General features: G+C 67.7%; 14 protein-coding genes. 3 read left to right on the top strand and 11 right to left on the bottom strand.

Translation table 11 applies throughout. The features are described from left to right. The first annotated feature begins 111 nt into the window (after positions 1-111). From AB0915_RS03660 to AB0915_RS03650, 3 genes are all read left to right on the top strand, one after another. The gene (locus AB0915_RS03660) at positions 112-1308 is read left to right on the top strand and encodes a histidine kinase (RefSeq protein ID WP_366689519.1); all 1197 of its coding nucleotides are present in this window, start codon (positions 112-114) and stop codon (positions 1306-1308) included. After that, entirely contained in the window at positions 1305-1955 is a 651-nt protein-coding gene (locus AB0915_RS03655; RefSeq protein ID WP_366689518.1) for a response regulator transcription factor, read from the top strand. The genes AB0915_RS03660 and AB0915_RS03655 overlap by 4 nt, the downstream gene beginning before the upstream one ends. Positions 1956-2124: 169 nt before the next feature. Then, complete coding sequence (locus AB0915_RS03650) at positions 2125-4002, top strand: glycoside hydrolase family 18 chitinase (RefSeq protein WP_366689517.1); 1878 nt, start codon at positions 2125-2127, stop codon at positions 4000-4002. A 192-nt stretch (positions 4003-4194) separates the two neighbouring features. Here AB0915_RS03650 and AB0915_RS03645 read toward each other — a convergent pair whose 3' ends face one another. The 11 genes from AB0915_RS03645 to AB0915_RS03595 all read right to left on the bottom strand — a co-directional run bounded on the left by AB0915_RS03645 (position 4195) and on the right by AB0915_RS03595 (position 14144). Then, positions 4195-4641: a DUF2550 domain-containing protein gene (locus AB0915_RS03645; RefSeq protein WP_266981437.1), complete on the bottom strand. Its 447-nt coding sequence runs from the start codon at positions 4639-4641 to the stop codon at positions 4195-4197. Positions 4642-4778: 137 nt separating this feature from the next. After that, positions 4779-5153: a F0F1 ATP synthase subunit epsilon gene (locus tag AB0915_RS03640; RefSeq protein ID WP_366689516.1), complete on the bottom strand. Its 375-nt coding sequence runs from the start codon at positions 5151-5153 to the stop codon at positions 4779-4781. A gap of 110 nt (positions 5154-5263) precedes the next feature. Next, the gene (atpD, locus tag AB0915_RS03635; protein WP_358857416.1) at positions 5264-6706 is read right to left on the bottom strand and encodes a F0F1 ATP synthase subunit beta; all 1443 of its coding nucleotides are present in this window, start codon (positions 6704-6706) and stop codon (positions 5264-5266) included. Beyond that, positions 6706-7620 (bottom strand): F0F1 ATP synthase subunit gamma, encoded by a 915-nt coding sequence (locus AB0915_RS03630; RefSeq protein ID WP_366689515.1) that lies wholly within the window; start codon positions 7618-7620, stop codon positions 6706-6708. Before AB0915_RS03630 ends, atpD begins: the two co-directional genes overlap by 1 nt. Positions 7621-7623: 3 nt before the next feature. Beyond that, positions 7624-9195, bottom strand: a complete 1572-nt coding sequence (gene atpA / locus AB0915_RS03625; RefSeq protein WP_366689514.1) for a F0F1 ATP synthase subunit alpha — start codon at positions 9193-9195, stop codon at positions 7624-7626. 133 nt (positions 9196-9328) lie between these two features. Further along, positions 9329-10144, bottom strand: coding sequence for a F0F1 ATP synthase subunit delta (locus AB0915_RS03620; RefSeq protein WP_366689513.1), 816 nt, complete (start codon positions 10142-10144; stop codon positions 9329-9331). Then, positions 10141-10686 carry a F0F1 ATP synthase subunit B gene (locus AB0915_RS03615; RefSeq protein WP_366689512.1) on the bottom strand — a complete coding sequence of 182 codons (546 nt, stop codon included), beginning with the start codon at positions 10684-10686 and terminating at the stop codon, positions 10141-10143. The genes AB0915_RS03620 and AB0915_RS03615 overlap by 4 nt, the downstream gene beginning before the upstream one ends. A 38-nt stretch (positions 10687-10724) precedes the next feature. Beyond that, on the bottom strand, positions 10725-10952 hold the full coding sequence (locus tag AB0915_RS03610; protein ID WP_351077768.1) for a F0F1 ATP synthase subunit C: 228 nt from the start codon (positions 10950-10952) through the stop codon (positions 10725-10727). 72 nt (positions 10953-11024) lie between these two features. Then, complete coding sequence (atpB, locus tag AB0915_RS03605) at positions 11025-11861, bottom strand: F0F1 ATP synthase subunit A (protein ID WP_366689551.1); 837 nt, start codon at positions 11859-11861, stop codon at positions 11025-11027. Between the two features lie 210 nt (positions 11862-12071). Continuing rightward, positions 12072-12509, bottom strand: a complete 438-nt coding sequence (locus AB0915_RS03600; RefSeq protein WP_366689511.1) for a hypothetical protein — start codon at positions 12507-12509, stop codon at positions 12072-12074. A gap of 258 nt (positions 12510-12767) precedes the next feature. Further along, positions 12768-14144 carry an MraY family glycosyltransferase gene (locus tag AB0915_RS03595; protein WP_366689510.1) on the bottom strand — a complete coding sequence of 459 codons (1377 nt, stop codon included), beginning with the start codon at positions 14142-14144 and terminating at the stop codon, positions 12768-12770. Between the last annotated feature and the right edge of the window lie 22 nt (positions 14145-14166).

Raw genomic sequence — 14166 nt, 5'->3', positions numbered from 1 at the left:
CCTGCGCGCTTCGTCGTCGCCAATGACGAGCCGCGACTGCATCCTTCTATGTAGTCGCGGCTCGCCCCGGGTAGGGAGGCCGGCCGCGCGACGACCGTGTTGGATGGGGACATGCTCCTGCCTGCCCGCCCGCACCGCCACGACGTACTCATCGCGGTCATCGGACTGGTCAGCGGTGTCTCGCTGACGGCCGTCGGTCTGGCCATGCAGACCGGCCGGCTCCTCGACTCCCTGTGGGCCACCCTGCCGCCGCTCGCGGTGATGTCGTCGCTGGAGCTGCTGCGCAGATCGGCGCCCCAGACGGCGCTGGTCATCGGCACGCTCACGCTGATGGCCGATCAATTCACGCCGGGGAACCTGGCGACCGTGCTGATGTTCACGGACCTTGTGTACGCGGCGGTGGTGTACGGGTCCCCGGCCGCCGCCCGCCGTATCCCGGTGACCACGTTCCTCATCACGGTCGCGGTCACGATCGGGTTCCTGGCCTGGTTCCGCAGCCCCGAGGCGCTGCTCGTCGGCATCGTCTCCGGCCTGGTCTCGTTCGGGCCCGCGATCACCGGAGTCAGCGTGCGGAACCACCGGGACGCCGCGGAGACCGCCCAACTGCGCGCCGAACAGACGGCGCTGCTGGCCGAGATGGACCGGGCGCAGGCGGTGACCGCCGAACGCGCCCGGATGGCCCGTGAACTGCACGACATGGTCGCCAACCATCTCTCCGCGATCGCCATCCACTCCACCGCGGCGCTCTCCATCGACGAGCCCTCGACAACCCGGGACGCGCTCGGCGTCATCCGGCAGAACAGCGTCGAAGGGCTGGCCGAGATGCGACGGATGATCGGGCTGCTCCGTACCGGGAGCAAGGGGGCGGAACCGAGCATCGCGCCGACCCTGGCCACCCTGGACACACTGATCGAGCAGACCCGCACGGTCGCCGCGTCGAGCGGGCTGACCTGCACCTTTGAGGACACCCGCAGCGAGCAGGAGGCGCTGCCGGCACCGGTCGAGCTGGCCGCGTACCGGATCGTCCAGGAGTCGCTGACGAACGCGCTCAAGCATGCCGCGCCGGGCCCGGTGGGGGTGCGGCTCGGGCGGGCCGGACAGCTGCTGACGGTGGAGGTCACCAGCGTGTTCGGGGACCGCCCGGGGCCGCGCGCACCGGGGTCGGGGGCAGGCCTCGTCGGGATGCAGGAGCGGGTCGCGCTGCTGGGCGGCGAGATCGCGGCGGGACCCGTCACTCCCGGGGACGGGCCGAGGATATGGCGGGTGCGGGCCGAACTGCCCGTCGAGGAAAGGACGGTGAAGGGATGACGATCCGGGTACTGGTGGCGGAGGACCAGTCGGCCGTGCGGGCGGGACTGGTCCTGATTCTGCGCAGCGCGCCCGATGTCGAGGTGGTCGGGGAGGCACCGGACGGTGAGGCGGCGGTGCGGCTGGCCCGTGAACTGCGCCCGGATCTGGTGCTGATGGATGTGTCGATGCCCCGGCTGGACGGGGTGTCGGCAACGCGGCAGGTGGTGGCGGAGGGGCTGGCCGATGTGCTGGTGCTGACGACGTTCGATCTGGACGAGTACGTCTTCGGGGCCCTGCGGGCGGGCGCTGCGGGTTTTCTGCTGAAGAACACCGAGGCGCGTGAACTGCTCGAAGCGGTACGTACGGTGGCGCGCGGCGAGGGCATGATCGCCCCGGCCGTGACGCGCCGGCTGATCGCGGAGTTCGCCGGGACCGCCCCGGCGCGAGCGGCCGGCGCACCCGATCCTGCGGTCCTCGACACACTGACGCGACGCGAGCGCGAGGTACTGGGATGCCTGGGCCAGGGGCTGTCGAACGCCGAGATCGCGGTGCGGCTCTCGATGGCTGAGGCGACGGTGAAGACGCACGTCAGCCGCTTGCTGGGGAAGCTGGACCTGCGCAGCCGGGCCCAGGCAGCGGTGCTGGCACAGGGGTTGGGGATGTGAGGCCGAGAACCGATCTATGGTCCAGACCTCTTGACGATTGGTCCAGACCTTCCTAATCTCACCAGCACACTGCGGTGAGCACGCCATGACAAGGCGGGCTCAGGGCGGCGCAGGGTTTGCAGTCCACGGACCACCCCCCGTTTGTCCGGACCTCACCCGAGGAGCACCGTTGAGCACCGAAACCCCTCTACGCCGAACCGGATTCGGATTCGGCCCGGCCACCACCACCCGTACGAGAGCGATGGCAGGCCTCATCGCGCTGCTGCTCCCCCTCGCCGCGATGGTCGGACTGGCCGCCCCGGCCCAGGCCGCCACCTCCGCGACGGCCACCTACCTCAAGAAGTCCGACTGGGGCACCGGCTTCGAGGGCCAGTGGACGGTGAAGAACACCGGCACCACCGCGCTCAGTTCCTGGACCATCGAGTGGGACTTCCCCTCCGGCACGTCGGTCACGTCCGCCTGGGACGCCACCGTCACCAACTCCGGAACCCACTGGACCGCCAAGAACGCCGGCTGGAACGGTTCGGTCGCCCCCGGCGCCAGCGTCAGCTTCGGCTTCAACGGCGCCGGTCCCGGCGCCCCCACCGGCTGCAAGCTGAACGGTGCCTCCTGTGACGGCGGCAGCGTCCCCGGCGACAACGCACCCTCCGCTCCCGGCACCCCCACGGCGAGCTCCGTCACGGACACCTCGGCGAAGCTGAGCTGGAGCGCGGCCACCGACGACAACGGCATCAAGAACTACGATGTGCTGCGCGACGGTGCCGTGGTCGCCACGGTCACCGGTACGACGTACACCGACACCGGTCTCACCGCGGGCACCGACTACTCGTACACCGTCCGGGCCCGTGACACGGCCGGCCAGACCGGTCCGGTCAGCGGCGCGGTCAAGGTCCGCACCACCGGTGGCGGCGGCAACCCCGACCCGGGCACCGGCGGCAAGGTCAACCTCGGATACTTCACCGACTGGGGTGTCTACGGCCGGAACTACCACGTCAAGAACCTGGACACCTCCGGCTCCGCCGCGAAGATCACCCACATCAACTACGCCTTCGGCAACGTGACCGGCGGCAAGTGCGCGATCGGTGACGCCTACGCCGACTACGACATGGCGTACACCGCCGACAAGTCCGTCGACGGCGTCGCCGACACCTGGGACCAGCCGCTGCGCGGCAGCTTCAACCAGCTGCGCAAGCTCAAGGCGAAGTACCCGAACATCAAGGTCCTGTGGTCCTTCGGCGGCTGGACCTGGTCCGGCGGCTTCGGCGAGGCGGCGAAGAACCCGGCCGCGTTCGCCCAGTCCTGCTACGACCTGGTGGAGGACCCCCGCTGGGCCGATGTCTTCGACGGCATCGACATCGACTGGGAGTACCCCAACGCCTGCGGCCTGACCTGTGACACCAGCGGGCCGGCCGCACTGAAGAACATCACCACCGCACTGCGCTCGAAGTTCGGCAGCAACAACCTGGTGACGGCCGCCATCACCGCCGACGGCTCGGACGGCGGCAAGATCGACGCGGCTGACTACGCCGGCGCCGCCCAGTCCCTGAACTGGTACAACGTGATGACGTACGACTTCTTCGGCGCATGGGCGGACAAGGGCCCGACGGCCCCGCACTCCCCGCTCACCTCGTACAGCGGCATCCCGCAGGCCGGCTTCAACGCGTCCGACGCGATCGCCAAGCTGAAGGCCAAGGGCGTCCCCGCCTCGAAGCTGCTGCTGGGCATCGGCTTCTACGGCCGCGGCTGGACCGGCGTCACCCAGGACGCGCCCGGCGGCACCGCCACCGGTGCGGCCCCCGGTACGTACGAGGCGGGCATCGAGGACTACAAGGTCCTCAAGACCAGCTGCCCGGCCACCGGCACGATCGCCGGCACGGCGTACGCGCACTGCGGCACCAACTGGTGGAGCTATGACACCCCGGCCACCATCGCGTCCAAGATGACCTGGGCGAAGGGCCAGGGCCTGGGGGGCGCGTTCTTCTGGGAGTTCAGCGGTGACACCAGCAACGGTGAGCTCGTGAGCGCGATCAACAGCGGTCTGAAGTAACCCCCACGATCCGCTTCGGGATCAGCGCACAACCCCGGAAAGCAGCCGGGGAGACAGGTCCGCCCCCTGTCTCCCCGGTCCTTCGCTGTGCTGCTGTCCGTGGTGTCCGTGCCGCGCCTGCCCTGAAGTGCCTCAGTCGACGTTCATCCTGCCCCGGACATGTCCCGGGGGCCCCTTCGAGCGAGGCCCGTCTCAAGCGACATTGACTCGCTGGCCGGGCGGAGCCGCCTCCAGCCAGGCGAGGAAGCCGGTCAGGGCGTCCTCGCTCATCGCCAGTTCCAGGCGCGTCTCCCGGTGGAGACAGCCGAGCACGACTGCGTCGGAGAGCAGCGCGAGCTCCTCCTCGCCCTCGGGCAGCCGTCGGTCGATCACCTCGATCGCGGAACGCTCAAGGACGCGGCGGGGCCGGGGAGCGTACGAGAAGACACGGAACCAGTCGATACGGTCACCGCTGTAGCGCGCAACGCCGTACACCCAGCCCTTGCCCGAGAGGTCGGGCTCGGCCGACACGTTCCACCGCACGCTGCAGTCGAAGGTGCCACCGGAGCGCTGGATCAGCCGCCGGCGCAGACCGAAGACGAAGAGACCCACCGCAACCAGTACGACGACCAGGCCGCACACCCACAAAGCGAGGACCATCTCCACCGACCTCCTCGCATCGTCGAGTAACGGATACCACCCGGACTGCACCTGCACCTGCATCGCCTCAGCCGCGGCACGGTCTGGAGAGTTCCAGCTCGGGCCGCGGCTGAGGGTAAAGACATTCGGCGGGGTGCCTAGCGCACCGCCACCGCGCGGATTCGCACATCGGCGCGACGCTCGGCGGCGCCGTCCGCGTCCGACTTCGCACGCTCCAGCGCACGCTCGGCGCGCTCGACATCGATCTCGTCCGCCAGCTCGGCGATCTCCGCCAGCAGCGAAAGCTTGTCGTCAGCGAACGAGAGGAAACCGCCGTGCACCGCCGCGACTACGGTTGCGCCCTCGCTCGTACGGATCGTCACCGGGCCCGACTCCAGCACACCGAGAAGCGGCTGGTGACCGGGCATGACGCCGATGTCGCCGGACGTGGTACGCGCGACGACCAGGGTGGCCTCGCCGGACCAGACACTGCGGTCCGCGGCGACCAGCTCGACGTGCAGCTCAGCAGCCAAGAGTGGCTCCTCGGGTCACCACCCGGCCGTTGGAGCCGGGTGTTGGGTCAATTCTACGGGGCGTGGTGAGGGGGACGGGACGCACCCGCCCCCCTCGGTGAGCCATGGGCTCAGGAGACGCCGAGCTCCTTGGCGTTGGCCTTGAGGTCCTCAATGCCACCGCACATGAAGAACGCCTGCTCCGGGAAGTGGTCGTACTCACCGTCGCAGATCGCGTTGAACGCGGAGATCGACTCCTCGAGCGGAACGTCCGAACCGTCCACGCCGGTGAACTGCTTGGCGACGTGGGTGTTCTGCGACAGGAAGCGCTCGACACGACGGGCACGGTGGACAACGAGCTTGTCCTCCTCGCCCAGCTCGTCGATACCGAGGATCGCGATGATGTCCTGGAGGTCCTTGTACTTCTGGAGGATCCCCTTGACACGCATGGCGGCCGCGTAGTGGTCCTGCGCGATGTAGCGCGGGTCCAGGATCCGGGACGTGGAGTCCAGCGGGTCCACGGCCGGGTAGATGCCCTTCTCGGAGATCGGACGGGAGAGAACCGTCGTCGCGTCGAGGTGGGCGAAGGTGGTGGCCGGGGCCGGGTCGGTCAGGTCGTCCGCGGGGACGTAGATCGCCTGCATCGAGGTGATCGAGTGACCACGGGTCGACGTGATGCGCTCCTGCAGCAGACCCATCTCGTCGGCCAGGTTCGGCTGGTAACCCACTGCGGACGGCATACGGCCGAGCAGCGTGGAGACCTCGGAGCCGGCCTGGGTGTACCGGAAGATGTTGTCGATGAAGAAGAGCACGTCCTGCTTCTGCACATCGCGGAAGTACTCCGCCATGGTCAGACCGGCCAGCGCGACACGCAGACGGGTGCCCGGGGGCTCGTCCATCTGACCGAAGACAAGGGCGGTCTTGTCGATGACGCCCGAGTCCTGCATCTCCTCGATGAGGTCGTTGCCCTCACGGGTACGCTCACCGACGCCCGCGAACACCGACACACCGTCGTGGTTGTTGGCGACGCGGTAGATCATTTCCTGGATCAGAACGGTCTTGCCGACACCGGCACCACCGAACAGACCGATCTTTCCACCCTTGACGTACGGGGTGAGAAGGTCGATGACCTTGACGCCGGTCTCGAACATCTCGGTCTTCGACTCGAGCTGGTCGAAGTTGGGCGCCTTGCGGTGGATCGGCCAGCGCTCGGTGACCTCGGCCTCGGCCTCGGGCTTGTTCAGGATCTCACCGAGGGTGTTGAACACCTTGCCCTTGGTGATCTCGCCGACCGGGACCGTGATGCCGGTGCCCGTGTCGGTCACCGGGGCCTGGCGGACCAGACCGTCGGTGGGCTGCATCGAGATCGCGCGGACCAGGCCGTCGCCGAGGTGCTGGGCGACCTCGAGCGTCAGCTTCTTGAGCTTGCCGTCCTCGGCCGGGTCGGCCACCTGGACGGTCAGCGCGTTGTAGATCTCCGGCATCGCGTCGACGGGGAACTCCACGTCGACGACCGGGCCGATGACCCGGGCGACGCGGCCCGTGGCGACGGCCGTCTCAACTGTGGTCGTCATTACTTGTCACTCCCCGCGGTCGCGTCGGCCAGCGCACTGGCACCACCGACGATCTCGCTGATTTCCTGGGTGATTTCGGCCTGGCGGGCCGCGTTGGCAAGCCGGGAGAGGCTCTTGATGAGCTCTCCGGCGTTGTCGGTGGCCGACTTCATCGCGCGGCGGCGGGCGGCGTGCTCGGAAGCAGCGGCCTGCAGCAGTGCGTTGTAGATCCGGCTCTCGACATACCGCGGAAGCAGGGCGTCGAGGACGTCCTCCGCCGACGGCTCGAAGTCGAAGAGCGGCAGGATCTCGCCCTTGCCCTCTTCTTCCTTCGTCGTGTCGAGGCTGAGCGGCAGCATCCGGTCGTCCACCGGGTTCTGCGTCATCATCGACACGAACTCCGTGAAGACGATGTGCAGCTCGTCCACGCCGCCCTCGGCGGTCTCCTGGGTGACCGCTTCGATCAGCGGGGCCGCAGCCCGCTTCGCATCCGCGTACGTCGGGCTGTCGGTGAAGCCGGTCCACGAGTCCGCGATCTTGCGCTCACGGAAGCCGTAGTAGGCGACACCCTTGCGGCCGATCACATACGTGACGACCTCCTTGCCCTCACCGTGCAGACGCTCGGTCAGTCGCTCCGCCGCCTTGATGGCGTTGGAGGAGTAACCGCCGGCCAGACCGCGGTCGCTCGTGATGAGCAGGATCGCGGCCCGCGCCGGAGCGTCGGCCTCGGTGGTCAGCGGGTGCTTGGTGGTGGAGCCGGTCGCCACCGCGGTCACCGCACGGGTGAGCTCGGTCGCGTACGGCGTCGACGCCGCCACCTGGCGCTGCGCCTTGACGATGCGCGAAGCGGCGATCATCTCCATCGCCTTGGTGATCTTCTTCGTGGCGGTGACGGAGCGAATGCGGCGCTTGTAAACGCGAAGCTGAGCGCCCATCGATCAGCCCTCGCCCAGAAGCTTGCCGTCCGAGGTCTCGAACTGCTGCTTGAAGGCGGCGACCGCGTCGGCAACCGACTGCAGCGTGTCGTCGGACATCTTGGCGCCCTCGGCGATGCTGGTCAGGAGCTCCTTGCGCTCGCGGCGCAGGTACTCCAGCAGCTCGCTCTCGAAGCGACGGATGTCCTCGACCGGGACGTCGTCCATCTTGCCGGTGGTGCCGGACCAGATGGAGACGACCTGCTCCTCGACCGGGTACGGGTTGTACTGCGGCTGCTTCAGCAGCTCGACCATGCGCTTACCGCGCTCCAGCGACGCCTTCGAGGCCGCGTCCAGGTCGGAACCGAAGGCGGCGAACGCCTCCAGCTCACGGTACTGGGCGAGGTCGACACGGAGACGGCCGGAGACCTGGCGCATCGCCTTGTGCTGGGCGGAGCCACCGACACGGGAGACCGAGATACCGACGTTCAGGGCCGGACGCTGGCCGGCGTTGAACAGGTCGGACTCCAGGAAGCACTGGCCGTCGGTGATGGAGATGACGTTGGTCGGGATGAACGCCGAAACGTCGTTCGCCTTGGTCTCGACGATCGGGAGGCCCGTCATCGAACCGGCGCCCATCTCGTCGGAGAGCTTCGCGCAGCGCTCCAGCAGACGCGAGTGGAGGTAGAAGACGTCGCCCGGGTAGGCCTCACGGCCCGGCGGACGGCGCAGCAGCAGCGACACGGCGCGGTAGGCGTCGGCCTGCTTCGAGAGGTCGTCGAAGATGATCAGGACGTGCTTGCCCTGGTACATCCAGTGCTGACCGATGGCCGAACCGGTGTACGGCGCAAGGTACTTGAAGCCGGCCGGGTCGGACGCCGGGGCGGCGACGATGGTCGTGTACTCGAGCGCGCCGGCCTCTTCCAGGGCACCGCGCACGGAGGCGATGGTGGAGCCCTTCTGACCGATGGCGACGTAGATGCAGCGCACCTGCTTGTTCACGTCGCCCGAGCGCCAGTTGTCGCGCTGGTTGATGATCGTGTCGACGGCCAGAGCGGTCTTACCGGTCTGACGGTCACCAATGATCAGCTGACGCTGGCCGCGGCCGATCGGGACCATGGCGTCGACGGCCTTGTAGCCGGTCTGCATCGGCTCGTGCACCGACTTACGGACCATGACGCCAGGGGCCTGCAGCTCGAGGGCGCGGCGGCTGTCGGTCGCGATCTCGCCGAGACCGTCGATCGGGTTGCCGAGCGGGTCGACGACGCGACCGAGGTAACCCTCGCCGACGCCGACGGAGAGCACCTCACCGGTGCGCTGCACCGGCTGGCCCTCCTCGATTCCGCTGAACTCGCCGAGCACGATCGCACCGATCTCGCGCTCCTCGAGGTTGAGGGCGAGACCGAGGGTTCCGTCCTCGAACTTCAGCAGCTCGTTCGCCATGGCCGAGGGAAGACCCTCGACCTTCGCGATGCCGTCGCCGGCAACGCTGACCGTACCGACCTCCTCGCGCGAGGCCGCGTCCGGCTTGTACGCCTGGACAAAGTTCTCCAGCGCGTCCCGGATCTCCTCCGGCCGGATCGTGAGCTCCGCCATCTGGGTTCCCTGCTCTCCTTGTTGGGCCCGAAGTTTCTTAAGGGGGTCTGGGGGCCGACCCCCAGGAATCTTCTGCAGTTTCTGCACGGCCCAACCGGGCCGCTGGTCTTGCTTGTTCTGTTGCTGCGCTGTGTCAGCCGGCCATGCGACGGGACACCTCGTCGAGGCGCTCCGCGATGCTGCCGTTGATGATCTCGTCACCGACCCGCACCGCGATCCCGCCGAGGACCGTCGGGTCCACGTCGAGGTTCAGGTGCATCGGCCGACCGTAGATCGTCGTCAGTGCGGCGCCGAGGCGCTGCTTCTGCTGATCGCTCAGCGGCACTGCCGACGTGACCACGGCGACCATGCGGTCCCGGCGCTCCGCGGCAAGCTTGGAGAGGGACTCGAGTCCCGCTTCCAGGCTACGTCCCCGGGGCTGGGTCACAAGCCGCCCGACGAGGCGCTCGGTGGCGGGCCGTGCCTTGCCGCCGAGCAGGCTGTGCAGCAGCTCAGCCCTGGCAGCGGCGGACGCGGACCGGTTGGTGAGCGCGGCGCGCAGCTCCTTGTCGGAGGCGACGATCCGGCCGAACCGGAAGAGCTCGTCCTCGACGTCGTCGAGATCCCCGCTGCGCTGGGCGGCGGTGAGATCTGCGGTGCTCGCCAGTTCCTCGACCGAGTCGACCAGGTCACGCGACTGCGACCAGCGGGAGCGGACCATGCCGGAGATCAGGTCGACGGTCTCGCCGCCCACCTGGCCGCGCAGCAGTCGTCCGGCCAGCTCCGCCTTGGCCTCACCGGCCTGCGACGGGTCGGTCAGGACCCGCCGCAGTGAGACCTCGCGCTGGAGCAGCGCCGTGACGGCGGCCAGCTCCTCGGCGAGCTTCGCCGCGTCGACCGACGTGTGGTCGGTCAGCGCGTCGAGACGCTCACGTGCGGCAGCCAGTGCCTCGCGGCTCGCGCCGTTCATCGGACAGCCTCGGCCTTCGCCTCGAGCTCGTCGAGGAAACGGTCGATGGTGCGGCTCTGCCGGGCGTGGTCCTCGAGGGACTCGCCGACGAGCCTGCCGGCCAGGTCGGTGGCGAGCTTGCCCACGTCCTGACGCAGCGCGGAAGCCGCGGCCTTGCGGTCGGCCTCGATCTGGGCGTGGCCGGCAGCGATGATCTCCTCGCGCTGCCGCTGGCCTTCCGCCCGCATCTCCTGCAGGATCACGGTGCCCTGCTCCTGCGCCTCCTGGCGCAGGCGGGCGGCCTCGTGACGGGCCTCGGCGAGCTGAGCCTTGTACTGCTCAAGCACGCTCTGGGCCTCGGTCTGGGCCGCATCGGCCTTCTCGATACCGCCTTCGATGGCCTCGCGGCGCTCGTCCAGAACCTTGTTGATGTTCGGGAGGAGCTTCTTGGCGAGGAAGCCGAAGACGATGACGAAGGCGATCAGACCGATGACGAGCTCAGGGATCGGCGGAAAGAGAGGATTCTCTGGTTTTTCGGCCGCGAGCTGAACCAGGGGGTTCACATCAGTGCCTTTCGTCGGAACGGACTAGTCGCAGTTCGTCAGCTGTAGACGAACGGCATGACCAGACCGATCAGGGCGAGCGCCTCACAGAAGGCGAAGCCGAGAATCTGGTTGGCGCGGATCAGGCCGGCAGCCTCGGGCTGACGGGCGAGAGCCTGCGTGCCGTTACCGAAGATGATGCCGACGCCGACACCCGGGCCGATTGCGGACAGGCCATAACCGATGGAGCTGAGGGAACCGGTGACGGCGGCAAGGGTCTGGGACATGCCAGTTCTTCCTTCTCTTTCACGGACCGGTGGGGGTTGGCCACCGGACGACTGGGGGGAGGGGAGGCGCGATCAGTGGTGCTCGGCGACAGCGCCCTGGATGAAGCTGCACGCCAGGAGCACGAAGACGTACGCCTGAACAGCCTGGATGAAGAGCTCGAAGGCGGTCATCACGACGACCATCACGAACGAGACACCCGCGTAGGCGATACCGATGCCGTTCAGCAGGTACCAGCTGGCGATGGTGAAGAGCAGCAGCAGCGTGTGACCGGCGAACATGTTCGCGAAAAGTCGGACCGCGTGCGTGAAGGGCCGGACCAGGACGTTCGAGAAGAACTCGATGACCATGACCAGCGGCAGTACCGGGCCGAGCGACTTGTCGTAGCCCGTCAGGTTCTTGAAGCCGCCGACGAAGCCGTGCCGCTTGAAGGTGATGCTCATCCAGAGGATGTAGACGATCGCCGCCAGGCCCGCCGGGTACGCGATGACCGAGGTCACCGGGAACTGGGCGAGCGGGATGATCGACCAGAGGTTCATCATCCAGACGAAGAAGAAGATCGACACCATCAGCGGGACGTACTTCTCGCCCTCGCGCTTGCCGAGCGTCTCGTAGACGATCCCGCGGCGGACGAAGTCGTAACCGGCCTCGGCGACCATCTGCAGCTTGCCCGGGACGACCTTCGGCTTGCGGAAGGCGGCCCAGAAGAAGCCGACGATGATGACCGTACCGAGGAGCGCCAGCAGCATCGTCTTGTTGAAGTAGACGTTGCTGTCCGCGTTTCCGAAGATCGGCTCGAACAGGAAAGAGTGCAAGCCGGGACCCGGGAAACCACAACCGGAGAAGATGTGGCAATCGGTCTCGAAGGCGAGCACCTGTGTCGGGTCAGCACTCACCGCGGGCTCCTTCAGCGTGGCGCATAGGTACGGCAACCTCGTTGTGTCGGCGCGGCGCGCAGCCGCGGTTCGGCACTGGACTGGTGTTACGGATGTGTGAGCGGCAGTCAGGCATTGAGCCTCGCGATCGAGCAGGCGTCAGCTCACATGCCCGCGCCCGCAATGCCGCAGTTGGAACCGGACGATAGCAGGGTCTGAAACCTGCACTTATACCGCCCCTACCTTTCACGTCTTCGGGCCCGCGTTCGTGGGCTTGTCGCCCTGGTCGGACTCGGGCTCGACGTACAGGATCTTGGCCTTCATGTGCGCACGCGCCTGTGCGCCGATCCACACGAGAGTCAGCGCGACCAGAGTGATCGCGAAGGCTTTCGGGTCGAACATCGTCGTGTTCTTGAATGCGGCGACAAAGATGAACAGCAGGAGGAGCTGAGCCGTATACAGCATCAGCCCCATCGCCTGGAAGAGGTGAGGCAGGGACCTGGCGGTCCGTTGCAGAACCACGAGGCCGATCCCCATGAAGAGGACCACCACGATGGTCGCAACGAGCGCCCCGAGGGCTCCCTTGCCACCGGCGACGCCACTGCTGACGGCGACGGCGACGGCGCCGGCGACAGCGGTGGGTACGGCGGCTTGAAGGAGAGTCCGGACGTCGTTGGACGGCATGGCGGCAGCTCCGCTTGCAGGGGGTGGGCAGTGTGTCGTCATGGACGAGCGTAGGCCCGGTCCGAGTCGATGCTTCGGGCCGATGGACCGTCTCACTGGGGTCCTTCGACTGTGTCACCGGGCTTAGTGAACGGTATCACAAACTATTTGATGAGGTCTTTACTAAGAAAGTGTGCTTGCTGTCACACGTGAGAGTTAACCCGCGCGTGTGAGCAAGATGACTCGACCTCTTGTCCGGTATTGCCCCTGATGCCTGAATCATCGGCGGGCGGAATCGGCCTTACGACTTTTCGAAGAACGCGAACGGGGTCCGATCGCGGTCGCTCCGTTGACGCCGGAGACACCGACGACGACGCGTTCCGGCTCCCGCGGCCCATGCTCGTCCTGCCCCATTTGCCGTTCCCGGGGCTCCTGTTGCGCGTCGTGCGCGGCTTCGGAGCTCTTGCCCCGTTGGTCCCAGCGGCGGTAGCGGGGCGGCACGAAGCGCTCCGCCCAGCGCGGGGCGCGCGGTGTGAAGCGGGGCATCAGCAGCAGGACCAGACCCACCGCGCTCAGCCCCACGATCACCAGCGCGATCCACAGCGACGTCGAGTGCACGGAGTAGCCGACCGCACCGAAGGCGATCAGGGCCGACCAGAAGTACATGATCAACACGGCCCTGCTGTGCGAATGGCCGATCTCCAGCAGCCGGTGGTGCAGATGGCCGCGGTCCGCGGCAAACGGCGACTGGCCCTTCCAGGTGCGCCGGACGATCGCCAGCACCAGGTCCGCGGCCGGGATCGCGATGATCGTCAGCGGCAGCAGCAGCGGAATGAAGACCGGCAGCATCGCGTGCGTGGCCTCTCGCTCACTGCCCGCGAAGAGCTTCATCGCGTCCGGGTCGACCTGCCCCGTGACAGAAATCGCACCGGCGGCCAGCACGAGACCGATCAGCATCGAGCCGGAGTCACCCATGAAGATCCGGGCGGGATGCATGTTGTGCGGCAGGAAGCCGAGGCACATGCCCATCAGGATCGCTGTGAAGAGCGTCGCGGGGGCGGCCGCCTCGATCATGTGCCCGTACCAGAGCCGGTACGTGTAGAGGAAGAACGCGGCCGAGGCGATGCACACCATGCCGGCCGCCAGACCGTCCAGGCCGTCGACGAAGTTGACCGCGTTGATCGTGACGACGACCAGCGCGACGGTGAGCAGCGTGCCCTGCCACTGGGTGAGCGCGACCGTGCCGATGCCGGGGATCGGCAGCCACAGGATGGTCAGCCCCTGGATGACCATGACCGCGGCGGCGATCATCTGCCCGCCGAGCTTGATCAGGGCATCGATCTCGAACTTGTCGTCGAGGACGCCGATCAGCCAGATCAGCGCGGCACCGGAGAGCAGCGCCCGCGGTTCGCTGGACAGGTGGAAGACACTGTCGAGGTTGTACAGATGGGCCGCGACGATCAGTCCGGCGCACAGCCCGCCGAACATGGCGATGCCACCGAGCCTCGGTGTCGGTTCTCGGTGGACGTCACGCGCACGGATCGCGGGCATCGCCCCGACCGCGATGGCGAACTTCCGCACCGGGCCGGTGAGCAGATAGGTCACCGCGGCCGTGACACAGAGCGTCAGCAAGTAATCACGCACGGGCTGCCCCACAGATATCGCCGGCCATCTCAGC

It is taken from the genome of Streptomyces sp. NPDC048411, from assembly GCF_040704695.1.
Classification (GTDB): Bacteria; Actinomycetota; Actinomycetes; order Streptomycetales; family Streptomycetaceae; genus Streptomyces.
Note: the sequence above shows the minus strand (reverse complement) of the source record. Positions and strands in the feature narration are given on the sequence as shown.

Excerpts from the sequence above, each read along its gene's own strand:
- AB0915_RS03660 (WP_366689519.1), top strand. The coding sequence starts at position 112 with ATGCTCCTGCCTGCCCGCCCGCACCGCCACGACGTACTCATCGCGGTC.
- AB0915_RS03655 (WP_366689518.1), top strand. The coding sequence starts at position 1,305 with ATGACGATCCGGGTACTGGTGGCGGAGGACCAGTCGGCCGTGCGGGCG.
- AB0915_RS03645 (WP_266981437.1), bottom strand. The coding sequence starts at position 4,641 with ATGGTCCTCGCTTTGTGGGTGTGCGGCCTGGTCGTCGTACTGGTTGCG.
- atpD (WP_358857416.1), bottom strand. The coding sequence starts at position 6,706 with ATGACGACCACAGTTGAGACGGCCGTCGCCACGGGCCGCGTCGCCCGG.
- AB0915_RS03630 (WP_366689515.1), bottom strand. The coding sequence starts at position 7,620 with ATGGGCGCTCAGCTTCGCGTTTACAAGCGCCGCATTCGCTCCGTCACC.
- atpA (WP_366689514.1), bottom strand. The coding sequence starts at position 9,195 with ATGGCGGAGCTCACGATCCGGCCGGAGGAGATCCGGGACGCGCTGGAG.
- AB0915_RS03620 (WP_366689513.1), bottom strand. The coding sequence starts at position 10,144 with ATGAACGGCGCGAGCCGCGAGGCACTGGCTGCCGCACGTGAGCGTCTC.
- AB0915_RS03610 (WP_351077768.1), bottom strand. The coding sequence starts at position 10,952 with ATGTCCCAGACCCTTGCCGCCGTCACCGGTTCCCTCAGCTCCATCGGT.
- AB0915_RS03600 (WP_366689511.1), bottom strand. The coding sequence starts at position 12,509 with ATGCCGTCCAACGACGTCCGGACTCTCCTTCAAGCCGCCGTACCCACC.